Here is a 23,791-nt window from a genome sequence, read left to right as displayed (position 1 = left end):
AGCTCCCTCCCAGCTAAACATCCTCTACTATATCTTCGGCACTCTGACCAGCAATTTAAGTCTCAGTGGCGCTGTGTATTAATGCTGTGTCTTTCCGCGAATAGAAGCGACCGAACCTGACTCCACTATATTCTCACATGGCTCGAAGCGCCGTTTCAGCGTCTTCCGCTGATTAGATCGAGGACAACCACCTCGATCAGTGGCTGGCGCGCCTCGGGAATCGCGGCCTTCAACATTTCTTTCATCTCTTGGGCGCTCGCGGGCGCGGGAAGCCCGTTGGGCCTGGCCTTCAATCGCCTACCGCTCGCCGAGGGCATATTGCCGAACCACAGGACGCAGTAGATGCCGCGTTGTTCGGAGCGCCAGTCGACGAGATATTGAACATCGAGCTGGTCGGTCGCCGCATCCCAGACATTCGGGTGCCACTGACCTTTGACCTCGATGGGCAATTGCATCGTGCCGCGCGCGAAGGCGAGATCCGCCCGCTTGGTCTGAGGCATGTCCGCCTCCGTAATCCGCTGGATATCGTAGCGGGCCAATTCCGGTCCGATCATCGCCGCCAGCCGGTCGCGGCAGCGGTTCTCGTCGCGCGGAACGCCAGCATCCGTCCAGAATTCTACAACCGTATCGAGATCATCACCGGCGAGCTTGCGCCGCGCGATGTCCATCTCTTCCAGCACTATCGCCTTCAAGTCTTCGATATTGCCGGGCGGTCCGTCGTCGAGGAGCGCTGTCAAATCGCTCGGCGCCAGCCCTGAAAAATCCTCTTCCGCCCGCTTCTGCCGCTGTTCTGCTGCCATGTGCCGGATCAGCTCGGCATAGCCGTCATTGGATCCGGCAACGAGGCGCGCCATGGCTTGGCTTGCTTCGACGCTGGTGTCGCCAGCGATCAGACCAAGCAGGGAGCGCAGAAAGTCAGTTGCGTCATAGTCGTTTGTGTCGCCCGAGCCGACGCCGTTGAGCACTGCGTAGGGCCAATGCCCACGAAACTCGGTAATGATCCATTCCGCCTGTGCGACCGACAGCGGCATCATACCGCCGCCCCGCTCGAATTGGATTCGGTTGCGCAGGAACCAGATGAACCTAGGATGACCTGCACCGATCGTGTTGAGATCCGGCCTCACCAACTCAAAACGCACCAGCACATCAATTGCAAGCCACGACAGCATATGATCGAAATTGCGAAACACCATCGCGGCGCGCGCCTCTGCGATATCGCGCAGTGCATCGACCGCGCCAGCCTGGGTCAGGCAGTCGACCAGCCCTACTTCGACCTGCTCGGGAACGTTGGGAAACGCCGTCAGCCATTCAGCGGCCAGCGCAGCTCCGGTCGCCTGCCAGGCAGGATCGTGGGCGAGCTTGTAGAGCCCGCTGACATGATCGCTGCCGGCTGCCAACGCCGGTTCCATCCAGAGCCGCGCGAATGCGATGCGGGATTCGGCAGTGGGGATGACCTCGGCCTCCAGCGCGGCTTGCAGCCGCTCCTGTTCATTCTCAACGCTCCAGCCGTGATCGTCGTAGCTGAGCAGCAGGGCCGCCAGTTTGAGAGAACCCGGAAGGTCGGCCAAGCTCTTCCCGGTGCGCAGACGCTCATAAAGTCCGGCCATGATCGGGCCGCTGTAGTTATAGAACGTCCCATGTGCGAAACCCTCAGCGATTTCAGCGGCGGTGGGCAGATCGGGGCGATGAAGAACGGCCTCGAATCCGGTCAGTGCGTCGTCACCCAGCGCCGGTCCAAGGAGGCTGACCAGACGCTCGGCCGGCGGCAGGTCATTCGGCAAATCGCGGGATGACATGCCAAGATAGGCTTCGGCGGGCTCGAAGATTGCCGTGAGTCCGCCGGAGCGCAGATCGTCGCGCACCTTTTCCAACTGGTGGCGTACCACTTCGAAGGCCGCCTTCTGCTCGCGCACCCAAATGGCTTCCTTCTTGTCGTGACGGACCTTCCAGGCGGGCTTCTTGGGATTTTCGAGCTTGCGCAGGAACCTAGCCAGTTGCTTGTCGCCGCGCCGGAACGCTTCCGCGGCCAGCCGCACATTGGGATCGAGCCCGCTTGGGCCCCTGGCAATCTGCAACAAGTCCTTCCAATCTTCACGCAGGCCAGCGTCTTTTGTGTCGCCTTCGGCCAAGCGAGCGAGCGCGCAGACAATGTCGCCTGGTCGTGTTGTGAGCCCGACCAAACGGTGTTGTAAATGGTGCTCGGTCGCCCACAGGCTATCCTTGCGGCGGTCAGTCGCAAGAACGTGCTCCTGGACCGCGCGTCGCAACGCATCGTGCGTCGACAATCGGTCGGCCAGGCTCTGGTATTCTTCACGATGGGAGCGATGGGACCGTTCAATGATCTTGAGCCAGCGCCACAGCGCAGGAGCTTGGGCCGGTCCGGTAATGCCTTTATCAATTGCCTGGACGATCAGCTGAGCCACGATGTCTGCTACTTCGCCGGCCTGCCGCCAATCGTCGTTGGTCAAGAGTTCCGCATATTCGGCGATCAAATCCAGTATTCCGGCCAGTCGTGCCGTAGCTATCGTGTCGAACAGGCGCCGATATGGGCGGATTGTGTGGACGCGCCGATCCCTGCGGCGTGGCAGCGGACAACTTGTTAAGCCTAATTCGCCGAACAATGTTGCGACCAGCACCGCGTCTGGCACATCGCCCTCAATGGCTTGGATCAGCTTGCGCGCAAGGCGCGAGGTGTCGCCGCCCTGATCAGCCAAAGCTGCCACCGTCGCCTGCCACCAGGCGCGGTCGCGATATGGCATGAGGGCGTCCGCCGCGTCGGCGCGCTCGGCGTAAAAGCGCTCTCTCGACAGGACGATTACTTCGAGCGTGTCGGCCAGCTCGGCGGCCAGGGATGTGCCCTTCAATCCTTCTATCAAGAGCGAACGCAGATGCACACTGCTCGTTGCCGCCGCGATGATATCTTTGATCTTGGGCTTGAGGGCCGCGATCATCAGGCCCGCCGCCGTCTTGATGTCCCAATCGGCCGACCGGAAATACGGATCGTCGTGAGCGAGCCTGCGCAGCGCCTCGAAAAGACAATCGGCCAGATGCGGGGTCAGCGCAGCGGTCTCCCCATAGCGAAGCACACCGTAGGGGTCTTCGGCGATGATCCGCTCGGCCATTGGCGGGCTATGGTAGCCAAGCCAGGCATGAATGCCGCGCAGACTTGCGGAAACGCCGCCGCTGCCCTGCAATTGTGCCAGAACGCGGCGCTGCGTCCGCGGAGTGGTGGCCTGTCGCGAGAGCCAACGTGCGCCGAGATACTCTGCGATGACGCGGTGAATAAGTTTGGCCCGCGAAGGACCAACGCTGTGAAATAGCTTGCAGGAAAAAATCGCCCGCGCGGCCTTGGCGCTCGGCAGCTTTTCCAAATCTGACAGTCGCAGATCACCTTGCTGAACCTGCGATGCGCCCGCAGCGCTCGCAGCTTCAGCGCCCGAAAACAAAAGGCCAGCAGCAATTGCCCCTGCAGCATCAAGCGCTTCATCCTGAGTGAGTTGGGCCAATCCCATATTCTGGCGATCCGGATCGTGCTCAGGCCAGACCAATGTACAGACGCGCTCGAACAAGGCAGCCCGCGTCCCCGGCAATTGCACGTCGGTCTCGGCGACCCGTCCAGTCAGGCCAAGCGTCAAGGGATTTCGATAAAGCTCTTCCAATCCGTGTAAGGCGAGATGGTCGAGCACATGGTTGGGATCCACGGTTGAATACCGCGCAACGAGATAGGCGCGCGCTTCTGAACGGTTGAAGGGTTCGAGCGTCAGCACAATGGGATCGGCACCGTAGAGTTGGCGCAGGTCCGTTATGCTGCGCGCCTGCCATTCGCGCGAGCGGCACGAGAGGATGAACGGCGGCGAACCGGCCTCTTCGAGCTGGGCGAGGATTGCATCGACGGCGTCGCCCTCGCGCTTGGACATGGCCTCGTCGAGGCCATCAATCAAAATCGGCTTGCCCATCGCCACCAGCTTGGCCGGGTTCTTGCTGTTGATGAACCGGATCGCGGTCACCGGTTCAACGATTAACTGCCGTCCGAGCTCGCGCATGAGCTCGCTCTTGCCCATGCCAGGCTCGCCAAGAACGATCTTGTTACCGGCAAGAGCGAGAAGCCCCGGCTCATCAACCCCGGGGTCGAGTTTGGAAGTATCGCTGATCGTCAGCCGGCGCTTGAAATAGGCCGCGGCCGCATCTTTTGCAGAGGGCTGGGGAAAACCGCTTGTCATCTAAAGTTTCCTGCGGAGAAATTTCAGCTTCAAAATCACCATGAGTCGCCCTGACGTCAGTGACGCATAGCAGGCTGCCGTTGTCGACGCTTTCGCGTTAGCAGGCCCTAATGTTGGGCCGCAAAAAGGCCGTTTCCGCAGCTTAATTGTACCATAAATAGGTCGCAAAGTTATTTTTCGTCCTATTTATGAGACTCCGTGACGAGCAATGGCTTGTCAGAGGGATTTTTGCGCTATAAATGGAGCGCAAAGCGGTAAAAAGTACCATTAATGGAACATGATCATGGCTAAGCCCGCATCGAGGTCTTATTCGCGTTATAGCCGCGACGCCGCGCTGCTCCTAGGGCAACTCATCCGGCGCGCACGCATCGAGCGTCGCATAACTGTCGAGGAGCTCGGTGAGCGTGCCGGTCTATCGCGTGGTCTCGTCCACCGTATTGAACGGGGCGACCTCGGCTGCGCTATCGGCGCTGTCTTCGAGGCCGCGGCCGTCGTGGGAGTAAGGCTGTTCGATAGCGACCTGGCAACGTTTGCCCAGCACATAGCGGCGAACACCGCAACGCTGACGCTTCTTCCCCAGGCCGTACGCACGTCAACCGGTCCGGTGAAAGATGACTTCTGAAAACGCACCCCGCGAGGCTTTTGTCTGGATTTGGCTGCCACAAGCGACGGAGCCGGTTGTTGCCGGACTGTTGACGCGTGACGGCGACAAGCTGCTATTCAATTATGGCCGTTCCTACCTGGCCCGCGAAGACGCGATCGCGATCTACGACCCCGAATTGCCGCTGAAGGCAGGCGGATTGCCGCTGTCGCCTGGTCTTTCGATGCCCAACAGCATTCGCGACGCAGCGCCTGATGCCTGGGGCCGGCGCGTCATCATCAACCTTATCCTGGGCAAAAAGGGCAACGCGATCGATCCCGCGGCGCTGGACGAGCTCACTTACCTGTTGGAGTCTGGATCTGACCGCATAGGCGCGCTCGATTTCCAGGCGTCGCCCAGCAGATACGTTCCACGCCAATCGCGAAGCGCATCGCTGGAGGAGCTTTTGAGCGCTGCCGCCCGCGTCGAAGAGGGTGTGCCGCTGACGTCCGAGCTGGACCAGGCCTTGTTTCATGGAAGCTCCATCGGCGGAGCCCGGCCGAAAGCACTGATCGCCGACGCGGATGCAAAATTCATCGCGAAATTCTCCTCTCAAGGCGACGTCTACAGCGTGGTAAAGGCTGAGTTCATCGCCATGCGGCTTGCCGGCATGGTCGGGATCAATGCGGCACCGGTGCGCCTGACACAGACCGTAGGGAAGGATGTCCTGCTCATCACCCGTTTCGACCGGCAAAAGTCAGGCGATCAATGGCGCCGCCGCAGCATGGTTTCTGCACTGACGATGCTCGGCCTCGATGAGATGATGGCGCGCTATGCCAGCTATGAAGATCTGGCGCCGATCATCCGCCATCGCTTTAGCGATCCAAAGAAAACGCTGAAGGAGCTGTATTCGCGGGTAGTCTTCAATATCCTTTGCGGCAACACGGACGACCATGCCCGCAATCATGCCGCATTTTGGAATGGCTCCGAGCTGGAGCTGACCCCTGCCTACGACATCTGCCCGCAGGCGCGCGCCGGCAACGAGGCGGGCCAAGCGATGTTGATCCTCGGCAACAACCGATCAAGCCAGGTTGCGGTCTGCCTTCAGGCACATGCGGTGTTCCAGTTGTCTAAAGAGGACGCCACCGCGATCGCGGCGGCACAGATCACAACGATCCGCGATCAGTGGGATCGCGTCTGCGAGGAAGCCAATCTTAGCGTCATTGATCGTCAGTTGTTTTGGCGAAGGCAGATCCTCAACCCCTTCGCGCTCGAGGGCGCTCCAGAAAGCCTGAGAGCCCTGCTTCAGTAGAGCAAATTCGCCGTCGCGCGGAGTTCGCAAGACCCGCGATCCGATCAGTGTTGACACGACCCCCGCCTTGACTTCTCACAAGCCTAGCGACGATCGGGCGGCGCGGATTTGAATTGGTCCGTTGCGGTTAAGGCAAAATCGGTTGGTAGCTGCAGTCCGAGCGAGGATGTCAATCGCCTCGGCAGCATGGTCCGCCAGAATTCGCTCTGTTGATCGAGCGATGCCGTATCGCGCTCCAGGTGAAGCTTTGGGCAAGCCCCCCAGCACAGCGGCAGAAAGGAGCATGTGCTGCACTTTTCGTTGCGTGTCGGATCGAACCCGTCCCACCATTGTTCCTGCGTGGCTTGTTGTGCGGTGGATTCTCGATCGAGTTGTCCGACAGCGCGGTGCGGTTCGGTAACCTGGAGGCCGCAATTGTACAGGGATCCATCAGCGCCGATGACGATCGAATCCTCGGCAATCGCAGCACACACGGATCTTCTTGGGTGGGGGTAGCGATCCAATGCGGCTGTCTTGTCGAGATAGATTTCTGGGACGATGGCGCGCACGACATCCCTGGCGGCCTCGAATTCCGCATAAGCCAGCTCAGTCTTGCGGATGAAATCGACCTCGGTTGAGTAAGGCGTCAGTTTAGCGATCTGCAGCGTTGCCTTTGACCCCTTCTCGAACCAGCCGTTTGTCATCCCGAATTCGGCGAGCAAAACGAGATCCGCACTGTTCTTCGTACCCAGGTTGAAACGGATATCAACGGTCACATCCCGTTTGAGAGCTTCAATCAGTCTGATAGCGCCCTGAAACTGATCCTCGCCGGAAAATCCGCGACGGTAGCGCCGTACCTTGTTATGGGATTTGCCAAATCCGTCGAAGGTGACCTGAACGCGCTCAATCATGTGGATGCGGGCGAAAGCCAAGGGATCGCCAGGCCACAGTGTGCCGTTGGTCAAGATCGACGCTGAGTACCGCCGTCCCAACTGATTGCAGAGTGCCTGGAGCCGTGACGATGCCTTTTCCAGAAAGGCCCGATTCAACATCGGCTCGCCGCCATACCAATCAATGTGTAGGGCTGGCTTGCCGGAAGCAGTCAGAATGTTTTCAACGCGCTCGACGATCTTATCGACATTGCCAAACTCAAGCGTGGATTCGTCCCGCTTCTGAAAACAGTAGAAGCACCCTAGATTGCAATTGTTGGTCGTAGTGATGGTCACAATGATTGGGGACTCTGCCTTGGTCTGCAGGAAGAGCTCCCGAATTTGCTTTATTTCGTCGAACCCCGGCTCAACAACAAATCCACCGCTCAGCAAGGATTGCGACAGCGCTTCCCCTAGATTGGTGAGATCGATTTTTGCGGGGTGCCTGCAAAGAGCGAAGCCGAGATCGGCAGCATCGCTCCCCGCAAAATGACGCGACGCTCCCGTTCGCGCATTGTAAAGAATGATACTGCCGGTCTTTGTAGGGATCGAGAAATTGTAGCGTGATGTGGAGTACATGGCACGCTGCCAACCGTCAGCTCTGCTCGATCAGGGCCACGCAGTAGGTTGCGTCATAGCCGCAAAGTGTCGCAAGCGGCTTTGAATTGCCCTTTTCGTCGGAAACGCTGACTTCAACCTGCTCTATGGTTACGCCCGGCTTGACCTTGATTGTAGGCTCGCGGTCAGCAGATTCGATGAGAGTAATCTTCGTCATGACTTACGATCCCTCCTCGTGAAGACCCACACCCGCATAGTCTGCCCGAACTGGCGACTTGGCAAGTAAAATCGAGTCGCGCTAATTTCGCGATGCAGAGCCCCGGACGGCTAATGCTTCGTGGATCGTCGAAGATTGTTAGCCGCGGAAGAAATCGGTCACATTGGCTCGGGGTGAGCGAGCCGTTTCCGCGCCAGCGGCCCCCGCAATGACCTTTTGCAGGATTAGCGGGGTCAAGAGCCCGATCTGGAATGCAGTCAATGCTTGCGCCTGACTGCCAAAATTCAACCAAGTGAAAGCGCCGGATACAAATATCATCAGCGCTGTGATAATCCAGTAGAGTGCACTTTTCAGGTATTCTGGAAATCGCGGATTTGTCCTTAGGCCATACCAATGAACAAGCTCAGCGACGAACCCTCCGAAAATACCAACCAGGAAAACGCCGAGCGCAGTGGTCAAAGCTACTCCGCCGCTCATGATCAATCCTCCAGCGATGTGCATCCTTCCGGAAGCGTTTGTAGTATAGCTGCCGATCGCTTTTCCAGCCCTATCTACATGAGTTCACGGTCTCGGCTTCGCTATTCTGTGGAGGGAGCCTCCGCGCTGGCCAATGCGATCGCCGTTCTGGCTTCCAGCGATGCCCCCACAGGGCTTTACGACGAGAACCTTACCCGCAAGTCGCTTGAAGCGATGTTTCGAGAGATTGGCGCGAGTGAAGAAGTCGGAGGCTGCGAACTCATCCTGGTCCTTTCGGGTCATGGTGACCAGAGCACGGACCAGACCTGGTTCTGCACCTATGAGGCTAATCCTGACCAAATAGACCTCACCGGCGCCGGGCTTGCCGATCTTGTCATGCTTGCCAGACCGGCGAAGGTCTCGGCGGTTTTTGACTTTTGCCATGCCGGCGGCGTTGCGAAGGACTTTCGGGCAGCGCTATCGGGTCGACTTGGCGACGACAACATCCTGGTCCTCTCCGGCGCCACTTCGCAGCAATTGGCTTACGAGCACCCTGCTCTCGGCCGAGGCCTGTTCACGATTGCCCTGCACGAAGCGCTCGTAGACAAGCGGCTCTTTGCACTGGCCGCAATGCCCGGGACCGCTACGCAGCCGTCGCCCGGGGGATCGGCGTCGAGCGACCTGGCGCGGCTCTTTGTTTTCGCGAGGGAGCGTACCGAGCAACTTGCCTACCTCTTCGCCGGCGGTCGCAGGCAGTCGCCGGAGCTTTGTGGCTCCGGCCATCTTGCGCTCGAATGGTCCGACAAGACCATTGGGCCGCCCTTAGCCCCCGAACCCAGACGAGCCTTGGCTGGAAGGGTACGGCGCGTTTTCGGTTGGAGTGCAGCGCTTGTAGTCGCCATCTGCATGCTCCTGTACTTCCTGCAATATCACATCGCCGTGCAGCCGAACGGCTGGATCGAGGTACGCCCCGGCCCGCCATGGATGTCCTCATTGCTTCCGAGCGCGATGGGATCGGGAGTGCAGTTGGCGATTGCCGCCGACGATCTCGAACCTGCTTCGCCGCGTTGGGACGAGCAACGCATCAAGGCGCGGACAGCCCTGATGCGCGGCGGTGTAGGTGGGCTTGTCAGTCACCCGATAGGCGACCAGGAAAACTGGGAATTCCGGCTATCGTCCGAATTGTCTAAGGACGCCGGTCGACGGCTGCATTTTGTCTCTTCGCGCAGCGGTGTGATTGACGTCTGTGATTCCAAGGACGTCAAGCGCGACCGATTGTGGGATTACCAGTTTGCGCTCGAAGCTGCGCTGCTTGATCGAGCGCGGTCTTGCCCCGCGACATATTTCCTTTTGAACGGTCCAGAAATCGATGATCTCTACAACGTCGACGACGTGCGAACGGTCGCCGACTATGGCCTATCGGAGCTTTCCGATCAGGCTGTGCGGACTTACCTCGCCGGGCTTGCCCTGGCTTTTGGTGAGCTCCGGGACGAGGACGCGCGGCGACGCTCGTTGGAGGCCGCTATCCTGTTGACCTCCGTTCGGGCAGAACGCGACGTTGTCAGACCATCGGACTGGCTCGCCTTTCTACGGTTCGTCGAGGATGTGGCGGGAAGTCCCAAACTCACCTTGGCGCCGAACGCCGCGGTCTTTCCACGCTTGGCCAGGTGCGCGGCGAGTTGGTGCGAGCTTTCGACAAAAATCGTCGAATACTTCGCTGCTGGCCCGCAAGCGTCGGGCATGGGCAACGGAGCCGGAATGATGATGTGGTTGATGGCAAAGGACTCCGAAAGACAAGCCGCAGAGGGCTCCGCCACCAGCTCCTGGTCACTTCCACCAATATTGCTGCTCGCCCGCCGCGGCGAACTTAACGGACGTGATCTCGATCTGATCATTCGGCGATACGGCTTGCTCGTTATCAACCACGACATGTTCTGGGTGGACCCGACCTGGTTGCCACGTTTCGCGCGCGTGCTTCCGCTAAGCGAGGAGTGGAGCACACCGTTGTGGGGTTGTGTACTTGGCACGTCTGGTAAAAATTCGTCCTGCTTGCCGATTGATGCCAGCCTTGCTGCGCGCGTGCTAGCGGCTCAAGGTCGCTTCCTCAGTGCCGAGGCGTTAGCTCAATTGGTCCTTCGACTGGACAACGGCATCAAGCAAGACCGTGATGTCGCGGCATACGCGTCCGAGATGGTAGACCTAGCATGTTGGACGCCCATGCCAGATCGATGGGTTTCAGGGTTGGAAAAAGGCGTTGAGTACGACATTCAGATAGCACCGCCACGCAGCGCCGATCCGCTTACCGGGGTCCAAATCGTTGAGGTGACGGATGTGTCAGTCGCGCAGGCGCTGTCGGCGGCTTTGAGGAGCGATCATGGGAGTTCGCCAGCAACGATCAACCTCCTCGTAAGGTACGCCTCCAACCACTTCTCTTACGCAGGCCTTGATGTCCTTTATCGCGCGCTGGCGCACAAACTGCGACCGACGGGCGACCCAAGCGGATTCGACCTTGTGCGCTCGCTCCAGGACTTCGCACCGGACGCACAAGCAAGAGCGGTCCTTTTGCGGGCCCTGTCAATTACAAGACCGCGCAGTCTGCTTACCGACGCGCGCATCGCGGATGGATCGGTCTTCTGGCGTCTCGATGCGGTTCTTGCCGCGCGCCGCCAACTTGGCGACTACCAATTTGAAGAAGACCAATATTGCGAGTAGCAACGGCGACGATTTTGGCCGCGCGCCAGCCGAAGGAGCTTCATCCCATAGGGATCTGGCTCGCCCCGGTTTCTCCCAGTCAAAGCGATAATGCATCAGTCATAAGGAACAACGAATGCCATTGCTCTTCTGCAACATTGCATGGATGAACCACTATGCCGGCAGGGATCCGAACGATCCTCCGAAAGGCGGCGGCGGGTTTCCAGTTCTGGAAGGCTTTTGCGGTGAGGAGTTGAACTTCGTTGCCTGTGAAGATGGGTATGTCTACGGCCACTTCGAAACCATCAAGGGCGAAGAGGATCGGCAGGTCAACATCCAGCGCCTTGGGGCCGGTCCCGAGGACGACTTCCTCGATGGCGTCGATATAGTCTGGACGGCTCCGACACAGGGGAGCGATCCGCGCTGTGTGGTCGGTTGGTACCGAAACGCGCGCATCTACCGTCATCGACAAAAATTCAACGGCCAATTCCCATCGGTGCGGCACGTGGAGGATGAAATCACCAGCTTCCGTGTCAAGGCCAGGATCAAGGACGTCAGGCTGTTGCCTTCATCGGAACGACGCATGAAGCTTGAGCGAGGTCCCGGTTGGAGCGGCCAGGTCAGTTGGTGGTACGCGGAAGATACGAAAAACCGCAATGCGCGCGATTTTGTCCGGTCTGTCAGAAAACTTCTTGAGGGCGAGCGTGAAACTAGGCGCCCGTCGTCGGCAACCCGCAGAAAACGACGAGCTGGGGAAGCTGCATCCAATGCGTATTCGCGTTATGTGGAAAAATATGAAGCCGTGGTCCATCCCCGCCACAACAGATTGCAAAGACGGTTCGAAGCCTATCTTAAGGATCGGTTTCCTGGCGTGACCTTCCCGGCCACCTTCTGCGACGACTTAAGGTACGTAGCTGACAAGCGAGATGAGGTCATGGTTGAGATCAAACCAACCGAACCGTCGACCCTTAGGTTCGCGATTCGAACAGCCATTGGGCAACTTCTTGACTATCGGCAGCACCAGCGGTGGAACGGCAAACAGTTGATAGTTGTAGAGACTGAAGTGACGAACGCTGATGATCGAGCGCTGGCGTTCGACAACGGTTTCGGCCTAGCGTGGCCGATCAAGGATGGCGGTTTCGCATTTGCTTGGCCACCCAAGCGTCGGCAGGCTGTCATTTAATCAGCAAGGTTCACGCCGGGGACACTGCCAGCCGCATTTTGGAGTGTGCCGGCGCGGCGACAAGCTGGTTCACGTTTATCACCCCAAACGCAGCAAAAGCGATATCGGGCAAGATGCGAAGGGTTTGTCCAGAAAGAGGCCAGACACGCTGCTTATGCCAAACTCATGGATGCCATCTTGGCGCCAAAGCGGTTGTCATCTCTGGGCAAGCAATCCCAAGCGCCTGCCAAAGCGCCGACGTCAGCGCGGGGTCATCAACGGAACCGCGCTTTCGTCGAGGGACAATGGCGTACAAGACGGAAGCACCGAAATGACCGCGATAGCGACCAAAGGCAGTGCGGTGCTGGAGAAAGTTCGTGACCCTGAGACGGTTTAACAGGGCGGCCGAAGGAGCATCAGCATAGCGCCGACGCAAGGCGGGATGCGGGACCGACAGCCCCCGGCGAGGGGCGCCAAATGAAACGCCGCCAATGCCGACTCGCCGACCCATCTTTGGTTCGACCGAGCAATTCTACATGTGCGCATCGCTCCCATTGGCTTCTGCAAATGACCGCGCTGCTTTCACCAACCATCACACAGCCTGCGCGCACAAGTACGGCAGAGGCCGACTAGGTCGGCCTTAGGGGATAGACCGCACCTTTAGGAGGTTCTGGCTGCCGCGATTGGCGCGCGCTCAAACTTGCACTACATATTCACCCTTGGGCAATTGCGTATCATCAGGAGAATATATTTTGAGCGAGGAAAAAGAAGCTGAGCAAGCCGATCTGGTCGGACTGACCGCGGATATCGTCTCGGCATACGTTGCCAAAAATGCCCTGCCAGTGACCGGTCTCCCAGATCTCATCAGTCTAGTTCATTCGACACTGTCGGGCATCGGTCATCCAACGGCAGCCCAAGAGCCGATCGCGCAGCCTGCGGTCAATCCAAAGAGATCGGTGACGCCTGACTTCATCATTTGCTTGGAGGATGGGAAAAAGTTCAAGTCGCTGAAGCGCCACCTCAGTGTTCATTACGGGCTGACGCCTGAGCAATACCGTGAAAAGTGGGGGCTGGCGCGAGAGTACCCGATGGTCGCGCCGAATTACGCGGCCCAACGCTCTGCATTGGCAAAGTCCAGCGGGCTTGGGCGGAAGCCGGGGGCCAAGGCGACGCAAAAGGCAACGACCAAGCGAACATCACCGCGCCGTTAGCGCTACGCGAACGGTCTTGATAGGCCGCAACGAAAATTTTGCGGCCCGCGGGACCAATCGCTTCAGAAGGTGCGCAGACGTGCAGGTGGCGCTCGCCTGGTGAACGCTTGGGCCCATTTCAGGTCAAATCACAGGCAGCTTCTTTTCGCCCTTGAATATGTCGTGATCGTCCGGTGCCGCCTGGCTCCAACTTGCGTCCGGATCGGCGAAGAACATTTGTCGCTTGTGACACTTGGCATTGTCGTCGGCATAGTAGGCGATGAGCCATTTGCCCGATGGATCAAGTATCCCAACCTTGGCTTCGCCACCCAACTTTTCGATCTTGTTGATGATGTCGCGAGAGTAGAAGTGGCGAAATATCCGGTCAAACTCTGTCAGGTAGATATCAGCGACCCGGGTGTCGCCGCGGATCAACAGCATGTTCTCGTCATTTGCGGTAAGGGAGCCTCCGGAAAAATTCGCCGATCCTGTGCAGATCAGCGGATCCTGAGATAGAGGATCGATCAGCAGGAATTTGGTGTGGATGAAAAAGACGAATCCATCGCCGCTCTGGCGTTCCAGTTCCTCATCGAGAAACCAACTTTCGATCTTGAAATGAGGTATCGGCACGATCTTGGTGACTTTTTTTCCCGTGGCGCTACGCCCAGTCCGCTCTTCAACTTCCATCTTCTCTTTGCCAAGGATGGCGCCGTACGAGAATTGCAGATCGGCTGGATTCTCCTGCTGTGCCTTTTCGATTGCCTCGGTCGGAGGCCGCTCGAGCAAAATGAACCGCATCGACGGCCCTTTCGCGGCCATGGGCGCCAGAATCTTGGGATCGACGGAAAAGGCACCCGTAAACATGGAGGACGTTTTTGCGTCCGCGATACGCGCGCCGTACCAATCGAGCATTCGCGTGCTGGTGCGCGGTGAAAACACAAGCGTGACGCCAGGACCGACAAGATTGGCTGGGTTGGGGGTCAGACCGACAGCTGCAACCGTTGCGTGGTCGTCATCGGGATCGCTGGTGAGACCGGTCCAGAATTTAAAATAGGTTTTTGCAACCCCGGCATCGGTCACCTTATGTCCGACGTTCGTCTGCCCCAGAAAGCCGGAGGGCGTGAAGTTGGTCGAGCCTGTCCAGACCGAGACAGGGTCGGTCCCGCCAGCAAGACGCACGATGAACTTGTTGTGGGGGATTTTGGTTTTCGTGCGCCGAAACAGTATCGTGCGGTTGCCAACCTTCTCCGCTAGCCCAGCCAGTTCTGCGTTCGCGTTGTTGACCTTTGTGTCGTGGAACACTATGCGTACGTCGACGCCACGGTCGATAGCAGCCTTCAACTCCTTCGCGAAGCGCAAATATGTGAACTCATAGGCCGCCACGCGCAGCCCATCGCCCGCGGGTGTCTCCCGAATATGGGCGATACACGCTTCAAGCAGGCCGCGCGACAACCACGCGACCTCCTTGTTTTCCGGATCGTTATACTCGTCGTCGCCGAGCGCCTTGTTGCCGAACTTTTCGGCGAAGGCCTGGCTGGCGATGGCACCACGATTGAACCAGATACCATGTCTGCCGTCGTCTTCTGCCTCGGTGGTAATGTCGATACTTGCGGTATGGCGGGCTTCAAGCGCACCCGGCTCGCCGAACATGGCCGAGACTTCAAATTCATATCTGGTCTGCGGATTGGCCTGATAGTCGCTCCACATAAAGCTTTGAATCGGATGCTCGTTCGTGAAGAACCGCGGTATCTTGCCATCCTCCGCAGCCTTGACGCCCTGCGGGAACAGCTTCTCGAATATCTTCAGTCCTGTCAGCCACGACCATTCACCACCATTGACGCGGCGTCGAAACGCGAAGCCTCTCAACCCCCGCGCATCCGCCTTGGACAGATCCAGCGCCAGCAACACGACGCGTGTCCCCGCAATGGCGTGCACTTTCAACTTGCCGTTATCGGATGCCCCCATTTTCCGCATTCTTCCCTCCTCATGGCAATGCTGAACGGGATTATCTCTCCCAAACCATGACATTGAATTTCAAGTTCTGAATGGAATCAATCATGCTTATGGCAAAAATTTGTGGCATGTGACCACATGTTAGTTAGCCAGATACTTGATGGCGCAGAATATGGCGACACTACAGCGGGCTCACACTTCAACGTCAGCAATAATTGCCGCCGCTCGGCATGGGTGGTGGCGGGCAAATTTTCATTGCGGTTGCGCCGAAACAGGTTTGTGCGTGCGATTGCCGGTTCTTTCCGGAAGGAACGACGATCGATGAAGGCACAGATTCAGGCCAACTATGAAGAGCGCCTCGGGCGCTATGCCGCGCTTGTCCATGGGAACAACCCACCGGGTCTGGTGATCAAGCTGGCAACGTATTCGTCCCTATTGAAACAATGCGAAGAGCACGGGGACAGGCTCTGGCGAATAGAACCACTACTTTACCAGATCATGCGCTCGATCGAAGTCGATCTCCATCTTGCCACTGCCAAGCTGCTTGAAAGTCCAAGGCGCAGCGACCGCAGCTTATTCAGGTTCCTCGAGTTTTGCCTCGACAACCAGATGCACATCGCCTGGAAATCGGGGACACCATCTCCAAGCCTGATCAAGGAACAGCTCAATGAGCTGGAAGCCCACAGGACGACGATTGCGATGATCATGGGCCGGCGGGACAAGTTCTTCGCGCATCTCGATAAGCGCTATTTCAGTGATCCGAATGCCATCTACGCCGACTACCCCTTGGACGAGTCCGCTGTAGTCGCTCTGGTGAATTGCGTGATCGGCATCATTTCATATCACCAACGAAACCTTGATGGTGCCATGGCCTTCCATGTCGGTGAGTTCTACCAGATCGCAGTCGAAAATATCGTGCGCAATCTCGAAGCTGGGCGAAAAGTGAATTTTCCGGGCCAGTTGGACTGAGAGCGATCGGCTCGACGCCAATGACGCCTGGGGCGGATTTCAAGAAGGCGCTCAAAATCATGACATTCGGAAAAGTACCGCACCTATCCGCGTATCTTTGACTACGAGGCAATGGCCAAAATTGCTTCGGAGGTGAACTCCTACCTGGTGGCCGACATCGCCCACATCAGCGGCCTCGTTGTCGCAGGAGTGCACCCCAATCCTGTAGGCCATTGCGATGTGGTCACCAGCACCTCTCACAAATCGATACGCGGTCCCCGCGGTGGCTTCATACTGTCAAGGAATGAAGACCGCTATCAGGCACTCTATCATTCCAAGAGCAAACACAATCTGGCCAAACGCATAGACCGTGCCGTGTTCCCTCTCCTGCAGGGCGGACCGCACATGAATACGATTGCAGCGCTAGCTGTCGCTCTGCACGAAGCAGGGAATCCGTCGTTCCGAGTGTACGGTCAGCAGATCGTCAACAACGCCAAGGCTCTGGCCCAGGCGCTTCTGGAGCGAGGTTATGAACTCGTCACGGGGGGCACTGACAATCACATGCTGATCCTTGATCTACGGGACCGGCCGCTGTCCGGGAAAGCCTATGCCGAGCGCTTGTCGCAAGCAGGTATCATCACGAATTTCAACATGGTGCCGGGCGACCGGCGGCATCCCGCGCTCACCAGCGGCATTCGGTTAGGCACGCCAGCAGTGACGGCCGACTTCTGCGCTGCGTTCGACGTACCTGGCATCTCCGACAGATAAGATGGCCGGATCAGCTGTCACATTTAATTCCAACGTTTGAAGCGAGGATATTCCATGACCAGACAATTCGTGTTCTCCTCCGAATCCGTCGGCGCGGGACATCCCGACAAGATGGCCGACAATATCTCAGATGGCGTCCTCGATGCGATTCTTCGCAAGGATCCTCAGGCTCGCGTTGCTTGTGAAGCGTTGGTGAAGTCAGGGATGGTCGTTCTGGCTGGCGAGATCACCAGCCACGCGCAGATCGACTACAGCCAAGTTGCCCGCGATATCATTTTGGACATTGGATATGACGACGATGCGATCGGCTTTGACGGGCCGTCGTTGCGCGGTGATCTTGGCCCTGACCGAGCAGTCGCCTGACATCAGCCAGGGGGTCGACGAGGGACGAGGGCAGGATCTCGAGCAGGGAGCGGGAGATCAGGGCCTCATGTTCGGGTACGCATGCAACGAGACCGAAACATTAATGCCTTTGCCAATCCAACTTGCTCACGATTTGACGAAAAAACAGGCAGAGGTGCGCCAAACTGGACGCCTTGGCTGGCTCCGCCCGGACGTTAAATCTCAGGTGTCCGTCCGCTATGAAGGTTTGCGACCGGTAGCGCTCGATACCATAGTCCTGTCGACGCAGCATGATGATGAGGTCTCACAGGCCACCGTCCGCGAAGGCGTCATTGAGGAGATCATAAGGCCGGTCTTGCCCCATGACCTGGATACGACGGGAATAAGGTTCCTGGTCAATCCAACCGGCCGGTTCGTGGTCGGCGGGCCGCGAGGCGATTGCGGGCTTACCGGCCGCAAGATCATCGTCGATTCCTACGGCGGCATGGGGCGTCACGGCGGCGGTGCCTTTTCGGGCAAGGACCCGTCCAAGGTTGATCGGTCGGCCGCCTATGCCGCGCGGTACGTCGCAAAAAACGTCGTTGCCAGCGGACTTGCGGAGGTGTGCGAGGTTCAGCTTGCTTACGCGATCGGTGTGGCCGCACCGGTCTCAGTCCTCATCAATACATTCGGAATCGCAAAGATTGATGAAAAACGGATCGAACGCGCCGTCCTTGAGCTTTTCGATCTCCGGCCGAAAGGCATCATCAAGGCGCTGGATCTCTTACGGCCGATTTACCGCAAGACCGCGACATACGGACACTTCGGCCGCGAAGAGCCGGAGTTCACCTGGGAAAAGACGGACAGAGCTGACGACCTGTCGCGTGAGGCAGGACCCGCAGCTGCTTGATGCGTCGGTATTGGATCCTTTCGGCAAAGGACGACCCATTCCACACTCGAAAGAAACACCCCGGGCCGGCGTGGCAAGAAGCCGGCTCGGGTTTTTGGCGGAGATTTTGATGCCGGATTATGACGTGCTTTGCATCGGCAATGCCATTGTCGACATCATTGCCCAGTGCGACGAGGAATTCCTGGAGACCAACGGCATCATCAAGGGCGCGATGAACCTCATCGACACCCACCGCGCCGAACTGCTCTACAGCCGCATGGGCCCGGCGATCGAAGCCTCCGGCGGCAGCGCCGGCAACACGGCGGCCGGCGTCGCCAGCTTTGGCGGCCGCGCCGCCTTCTTCGGCAAGGTCTCCAACGATGCGCTGGGCGAAATCTACGCGCACGACATCCATGCACAGGGCGTCGCCTTCGACACCACGCCGCTCAAGGGCGAGCCGCCGACGGCGCGGTCGATGATCTTCGTCACCCCTGACGGCGAGCGTTCGATGAACACCTATCTCGGCGCCTGCGTCGAGCTTGGGCCGGAGGATGTCGAGGCCGATAAGGCTTCTGGCGCCAAGGTCACCTATTTCGAAGGCTATCTGTGGGACCCGCCGCGCGCCAAGGAAGCGATCCGCCAGACGGCGAAGCTGGCGCACGCGGCAGGCCGCGAAGTGTCGATGACGCTGTCGGATTCGTTCTGCGTCGACCGCTACCGCGACGAATTCCTCGAGCTGATGCGTTCGGGCACGGTCGACATCGTCTTTGCCAACAGCCACGAGATCAAATCGCTCTACCAGACATCCTCGTTCGACGAGGCGCTGGCGCAGATCCGCAAGGATTGCCAGATCGCCGCCGTGACCCGCTCGGAAAAAGGCTCCGTGATCGTGCGCGGCGACGAGACGGTGGTGATCAAGGCGACCGCCATCAAGGAACTGGTCGACACGACGGGCGCCGGCGATCTCTATGCCGCCGGCTTCCTGCATGGCTACACGCAAGGCCGCGACCTGCAGACCTGCGGCGACCTTGGCTCACTGGCGGCCGGCTTGGTGATCCAGCAGATCGGCCCCAGGCCTCGGCAGAATCTGTGCCGCGAGGCTGAGCAGGCGGGGTTGTTGTAGGGGGCATATCGGCAAGGTGCTGCCGGGCATCTCCCCCTCAAGGGACCCTCAAGGGGGGAGATCGGCTGTACCTATGGAAACATTATCTCGGCTGGGCTGTCGAATGCTTCGGCCTCGCTTCTACCGGCGTGGAGGACGCGACCCAAATTCACAGCATATGTGCTACTCGGAGTTCAATGATCATCGATTCTATCGCTGAACTGGACGCGGACGTCATCTCGATCGAGACGTCGCGCTCCAAAATGGAACTGCTAGACGCCTTCACGAAGTCCTAATATCCGAACGAAATCGGTCCTGGCGTCTACGACATTCACTCACCACGTGTCCCAGAAGTCGGCGAGATTTTGCATCTCGCCCAACTTGCCCGCGAGCGACTGTCGGATAGCCAACTGTGGGTCAATCCGGACTGTGGTCTCAAAACAAGGAAATGGGAGGAGATCCGCCCTGCCCTCATCAACATGGTCGCTGCAGCAGGGGCGCTGCGGGAGAAGGCCCAGGCGCAGGCCGCTGGGTCCCTGTGACGGCAAATATGTGACCAGCGGGCTTCGCGGATAATTTGAGGCAGAAAGGACGCCATCGAGAAGCCGCGCGCAGGTCGGTAGACACGAGGGGGGCTCGGCATTGTCGTCCAGCCGAAGGCCCGCTGGACGACTGAGCGGCGGGGCTATCTGGGAAGCCGCTTCTGGTCAGAGGACGGATGATCTAGAGCACGAGGTGGGAGAAGGCGGCTTCGTCCATGAGCTTCTGGCTCTGACACAGCCAGCGGTCAGCAGACACTTCACCGAGGGGCACGTTTGCGGATGCCGCCTGTGCGTCCGCACTATTGAGATATCGCGGTGAGATCGACCATCGAGAGCATCGTGTAGAGTGATTGCGCCGCATGTGGCGGACATCGACAACATAGCCCGAGCCGCAAGCTACTCTCATTCCTCATCGTTTGAATTGAAACTTCGCTGCATCTGGCGCGGCGCTTGCTCGGTTTCCGCTGAGGTTCGCTGGAACTGGATCTTCACGCGCCGCTCGCGGTGGAGTGTTGCTTCGACACCATGGCAGCCTCGACATACCCATCGGTCCAGAAATCTCAGCTGTGCTCTCCGAACCCCACCTTTCCGTTGTGCGGCTACCAGAGGAGAGGCGAGAGTGGAATCAAACCAAGGTGTAAGGAGCATCTGATGTCGAACATGATGAAGGCGCTGGTGAAAGCCAAGGCCGAACCGGGCATCTGGATGGAAGAGGTGCCGGTGCCGGAGATCGGCCCCAACGACGTGCTGATCAAGATCAAAAAGACGGCGATCTGCGGCACAGACGTGCATATCTACAATTGGGACCAGTGGGCGCAAAAGACGGTGCCGGTGCCGATGGTTACCGGCCATGAATTCGTCGGCACCGTCGCCGATTTCGGCGCGGCGGTCACCGAATACAAGCTCGGCCAGCGCGTGTCGGGCGAAGGCCACACCGTCTGCGGTCATTGTCGCAACTGCCGTGCCGGGCGAGGGCATCTCTGCCGCAATACGCTCGGCGTCGGCGTCAACCGGCCGGGTGCCTTCGGCGAGTATCTGGCGATCCCGCAGCACAATGTCGTGCCGATCCCCGATGATGTGCCCTACGAGATCGCCGCGATCTTCGATCCGCTGGGCAATGCCGTTCACACCGCTTTGTCATTCGATCTGGTCGGCGAGGACGTGCTGGTCACCGGCGCCGGGCCGATCGGCATCATGGGCGCGCTCGTCGCCCAATGCGTCGGCGCGCGAAAAGTGGTCATCACCGACATCAATCCGGTGCGGCTGGCGCTTGCCAAAAAACTCGGCGTCCAGCATGTCGTGGATGCTTCGAAGGAAAAGCTGCGCGATGTCATGCCGGCACTCGGCATGACCGAGGGTTTTGATGTCGGCCTCGAAATGTCGGGCGCAGCCCCCGCCTTCCGCGACATGATCGACACCATGAACAATGGTGGCAAGATCGCCATTCTGGGCATCGCGCCGACCGGCTTCGAGATCGACTGGAACAAGGTCATCTTCAAGATGCTGCATCTCAAGGGCATCTACGGCCGCGAGATGTTCGAGACCTGGTACAAGATGATCGCGCTTGTGCAGGGCCCGCTGGATGTTTCCGGCCTGATCACCCACCGCATCGGAATCGACGATTTTCAGGCCGGCTTCGATGCGATGCGCAGCGGTAGTTCGGGCAAGGTGGTGATGGACTGGTGAGGCGATTGGCCGGCCTAATGCTGACGGACAGCGCCCTGGCCTGCCGAAGATCTCCAAGAGCGGGAGCATGGCTGGTGCAAAACCATGGCTCCTGCCATCAACGTGCGACGCTCAATCGCGCCGCGACCTATCACGGCCCAATCGGACGGCAGCGCCTGTGGCAATTCGCCAGATGGGTCAAGGAACGCTCACTGGCTCCGACGCGATCACCTGTTTCGCAATGCCTAGGATCGAGGTCGAGGTGTTGTGGGCGTTTCAGTTGGCAAGACGGGATTTGTGATCTCCGGTCGCTTTCCGGTCACCGAATGAAGGTAGGCACCGATCCGATCGATTTCGATTTGCGCTAGCTCTTGGCCAAGCTGGGTGGTGCCCATGATGGCGACCGCCTCGCTCAGGTCCCAGACCTTGTCCGAATGAAAGTATACCGCGGTGATTGCTACGTTGCGCAGCGATGGCACGCGGAAAACATAGGATCATCTGGTACATTGGTGACGGCAAATCGTCCCTTGTCGTTCTCCGGCAGGATGTCGGCGCCAGGCTACTCTACGAGGCCGAATGGATAATAGCCTTCCCCACCGGAATGGCAGGAGGAGCAGTCCTTTTCCATAAAAAGGGCCAAGCCCTGTTTCGCTTCGGGATCAATGGGGGTGTCATCGCCATTGAGGTAGGCGTCGAAGGGGGCCGGCGCGACCAGTGTCGCCTCGTAGGCTGCGAGTGCAATGGCCACGTTTTCGAGGGTGATGGGATCGGCTTGCTCCGGGAAAGCAGATTGGAACAACTCCACATATTGCGGCATCGATTTGAACGTCTCGACCACTCGATGCGGTGTGTTGGCCATTTCGACACCGGCCTGTATCGGCCCTTTGGCCTGAGCTTTCAGGTCTTCGGCGCGACCGTCCCAAAAATGTGATTTGTTGAAGACAGAGTTAAACACCGTCGGCGCGTCGCGCTGCCCCTTCTGCCAACCATGGCCAATCGAAGTTTCACGATTGTCGTCGCCCCGGTGGCCAGGTTGTGGCACGAAGTGCAGGAGAAAACGCCTGGGGACGAGAGGCGTGGATCGAAGTACAGCGCCTTGCCGAGGGCAACCTTCTCCGGTGTGCTTGGGTTGTTGGTGACTGCCAGTATGGATGGCAAGGGCTTGAAGATGGCCAGTGCCGTTTCCCTGAGGTCTGGCGGAAGGGACTGCTCAGCAAAGCTGTGGCCGCCACAAGCGCAACAGCCACCGCCAGGCAATAGAATTTTCATAGATAGAGTCCGACTATGTGCACGGAAACCATTCTCCACATGCGGCCTGCGAACGCCCTGCGCTAGATCCGTGGATCAAGGGAATGGTGCCTGTCGACCAAGATGATCGAGCGGCGAAAATAGTGACTGCGATTTATCCCCGACGGCCCCCGATACCAACAGTGGCGGGCGCGCAATCGCTATTTGTTCGCTGAGGGCTTGGTCGGTTCTGTTGCCTGTCGCCCCACGCTGGCGCAACGCCGACCTGTTTCGTACGCGCAAGGTCTTCCAGGTGCACGGCTCTTGGTGCTTACAATTTTTCTGCGTCGTCCTCTCGCAACTCAACCGACAAGATCGCGACTGAACGGCGGATACCGGGCGCTTATGGACGGCGATTTCCGAGGAGATCAGCGTCGCGACAGCTTGTAACTGGCGCTATAGACCTCGATGTTGGACGAGCACCGAACAATCCTGTCGCGAGATTTGTTGCGTTCGTCGGAAATCATCACTAGAAGGCCACGCTCCGCAGACCAATCCACTGGAGAGTTTCATGCCAGAAGAAGACTTCGAAAACGCCAACAACCTCATCGACCTTACCGCGGATGTTGTCTCAGCCTATGTTTCCAACAATCCCGTCCCGGTGGGGGAGTTGCCTGCCCTGATCGGCCAAGTGCACGAAGCTTTGAAACGCACGGCGGCCGGTCGCGTCTCCGCACAAGAGCCGACGGCGTTGACGCCGGCCGTCCCGATCAGAAAATCGGTGACGCCGGACTACATTATTTCCCTTGAGGACGGCAAGAAATTCAAATCGCTAAAGCGCCATCTGTCGACCCATTACGGGCTGACACCCGATGAATATCGCGCCAAATGGGGTCTGCCGGCGGACTATCCCATGGTCGCGCCGAACTATGCGGCTGCGCGCTCTGCCCTGGCCAAGACAATGGGACTTGGGCGCAAACCGAAAGAGCCTGAAGTCTCGGCGCCCGAGAAGCGGTCTAGAAAGAAGGTACCAGCGTGACTTCCTCAATCCAGACCCGTTGAGGGGCTGGCAGCTCGATCGG

General features: G+C 58.7%; 13 protein-coding genes and 4 pseudogenes. 12 read left to right on the top strand and 5 right to left on the bottom strand.

Annotated features, from left to right (window positions below; genetic code table 11):
- Positions 1-155: 155 nt before the first annotated feature.
- A complete protein-coding gene (locus tag FJ490_RS26025; protein ID WP_064993343.1) occupies positions 156-4,220 on the bottom strand; it encodes a hypothetical protein in 4,065 nt (1,354 codons plus the stop codon).
- A 283-nt stretch (positions 4,221-4,503) separates the two neighbouring features.
- Here FJ490_RS26025 and FJ490_RS26020 point away from each other — a divergent pair, with 283 nt between their 5' ends.
- Together FJ490_RS26020 and FJ490_RS26015 are read left to right on the top strand one after the other, a co-directional pair.
- The gene (locus FJ490_RS26020; protein ID WP_064993359.1) at positions 4,504-4,842 is read left to right on the top strand and encodes a helix-turn-helix transcriptional regulator; all 339 of its coding nucleotides are present in this window, start codon (positions 4,504-4,506) and stop codon (positions 4,840-4,842) included.
- Positions 4,832-6,112 carry a HipA domain-containing protein gene (locus tag FJ490_RS26015; RefSeq protein WP_064993344.1) on the top strand — a complete coding sequence of 427 codons (1,281 nt, stop codon included), beginning with the start codon at positions 4,832-4,834 and terminating at the stop codon, positions 6,110-6,112. The genes FJ490_RS26020 and FJ490_RS26015 overlap by 11 nt, the downstream gene beginning before the upstream one ends.
- Before the next feature lie 83 nt (positions 6,113-6,195).
- Here the strand turns inward: FJ490_RS26015 and FJ490_RS26010 are convergent, their stop codons facing one another.
- Complete coding sequence (locus tag FJ490_RS26010; protein ID WP_064993345.1) at positions 6,196-7,599, bottom strand: radical SAM protein; 1,404 nt, start codon at positions 7,597-7,599, stop codon at positions 6,196-6,198.
- Positions 7,600-7,615: 16 nt separating this feature from the next.
- Complete coding sequence (locus FJ490_RS26005; protein WP_064993346.1) at positions 7,616-7,795, bottom strand: hypothetical protein; 180 nt, start codon at positions 7,793-7,795, stop codon at positions 7,616-7,618.
- A gap of 393 nt (positions 7,796-8,188) precedes the next feature.
- On the opposite strand from FJ490_RS26005, the gene FJ490_RS26000 reads away from it, so the two are divergent.
- The 3 genes from FJ490_RS26000 (at position 8,189) to FJ490_RS25990 (ending at position 13,315) form a co-directional block, all read left to right on the top strand.
- Positions 8,189-10,963 (top strand): caspase family protein, encoded by a 2,775-nt coding sequence (locus FJ490_RS26000; RefSeq protein WP_140698301.1) that lies wholly within the window; start codon positions 8,189-8,191, stop codon positions 10,961-10,963.
- Positions 10,964-11,078: 115 nt separating this feature from the next.
- Complete coding sequence (locus FJ490_RS25995) at positions 11,079-12,125, top strand: hypothetical protein (RefSeq protein WP_064993349.1); 1,047 nt, start codon at positions 11,079-11,081, stop codon at positions 12,123-12,125.
- 731 nt (positions 12,126-12,856) lie between these two features.
- Positions 12,857-13,315: a MucR family transcriptional regulator gene (locus FJ490_RS25990; RefSeq protein WP_064993350.1), complete on the top strand. Its 459-nt coding sequence runs from the start codon at positions 12,857-12,859 to the stop codon at positions 13,313-13,315.
- A 123-nt stretch (positions 13,316-13,438) separates the two neighbouring features.
- On the opposite strand, the gene FJ490_RS25985 is transcribed toward FJ490_RS25990, so the two are convergent.
- Positions 13,439-15,268, bottom strand: coding sequence for a phospholipase D-like domain-containing protein (locus FJ490_RS25985; protein WP_176479562.1), 1,830 nt, complete (start codon positions 15,266-15,268; stop codon positions 13,439-13,441).
- A 117-nt stretch (positions 15,269-15,385) separates the two neighbouring features.
- On the opposite strand from FJ490_RS25985, the gene FJ490_RS25980 reads away from it, so the two are divergent.
- The 6 genes and pseudogenes from FJ490_RS25980 (at position 15,386) to tdh (ending at position 21,503) form a co-directional block, all read left to right on the top strand.
- Positions 15,386-16,216 carry a hypothetical protein gene (locus FJ490_RS25980; RefSeq protein WP_198327536.1) on the top strand — a complete coding sequence of 277 codons (831 nt, stop codon included), beginning with the start codon at positions 15,386-15,388 and terminating at the stop codon, positions 16,214-16,216.
- 84 nt (positions 16,217-16,300) lie between these two features.
- Positions 16,301-16,963: pseudogene (glyA, locus tag FJ490_RS25975) on the top strand (serine hydroxymethyltransferase); the annotation flags it as partial.
- Positions 16,964-17,017: 54 nt separating this feature from the next.
- Positions 17,018-18,194: pseudogene (gene metK / locus FJ490_RS25970) on the top strand (methionine adenosyltransferase).
- Positions 18,195-18,303: 109 nt separating this feature from the next.
- Entirely contained in the window at positions 18,304-19,296 is a 993-nt protein-coding gene (locus FJ490_RS25965) for an adenosine kinase (protein ID WP_086081358.1), read from the top strand.
- A gap of 74 nt (positions 19,297-19,370) precedes the next feature.
- A pseudogene (locus FJ490_RS25960) lies at positions 19,371-19,817 on the top strand (5-methyltetrahydropteroyltriglutamate--homocysteine S-methyltransferase); the annotation flags it as partial.
- A gap of 651 nt (positions 19,818-20,468) precedes the next feature.
- Positions 20,469-21,503 (top strand): L-threonine 3-dehydrogenase, encoded by a 1,035-nt coding sequence (tdh, locus tag FJ490_RS25955; RefSeq protein WP_086081359.1) that lies wholly within the window; start codon positions 20,469-20,471, stop codon positions 21,501-21,503.
- 224 nt (positions 21,504-21,727) lie between these two features.
- Here tdh and FJ490_RS25950 read toward each other — a convergent pair.
- Positions 21,728-22,729: pseudogene (locus tag FJ490_RS25950) on the bottom strand (cytochrome-c peroxidase).
- Positions 22,730-23,280: 551 nt separating this feature from the next.
- On the opposite strand from FJ490_RS25950, the gene FJ490_RS25945 reads away from it, so the two are divergent.
- Positions 23,281-23,748, top strand: a complete 468-nt coding sequence (locus FJ490_RS25945) for a MucR family transcriptional regulator (RefSeq protein WP_064994187.1) — start codon at positions 23,281-23,283, stop codon at positions 23,746-23,748.
- Positions 23,749-23,791: the final 43 nt, after the last annotated feature.

The organism is Mesorhizobium sp. B2-5-11 (assembly GCF_006440835.1).
GTDB lineage: Bacteria > Pseudomonadota > Alphaproteobacteria > Rhizobiales > Rhizobiaceae > Mesorhizobium.
This window is presented reverse-complemented; position numbering and strand designations above follow the sequence as displayed.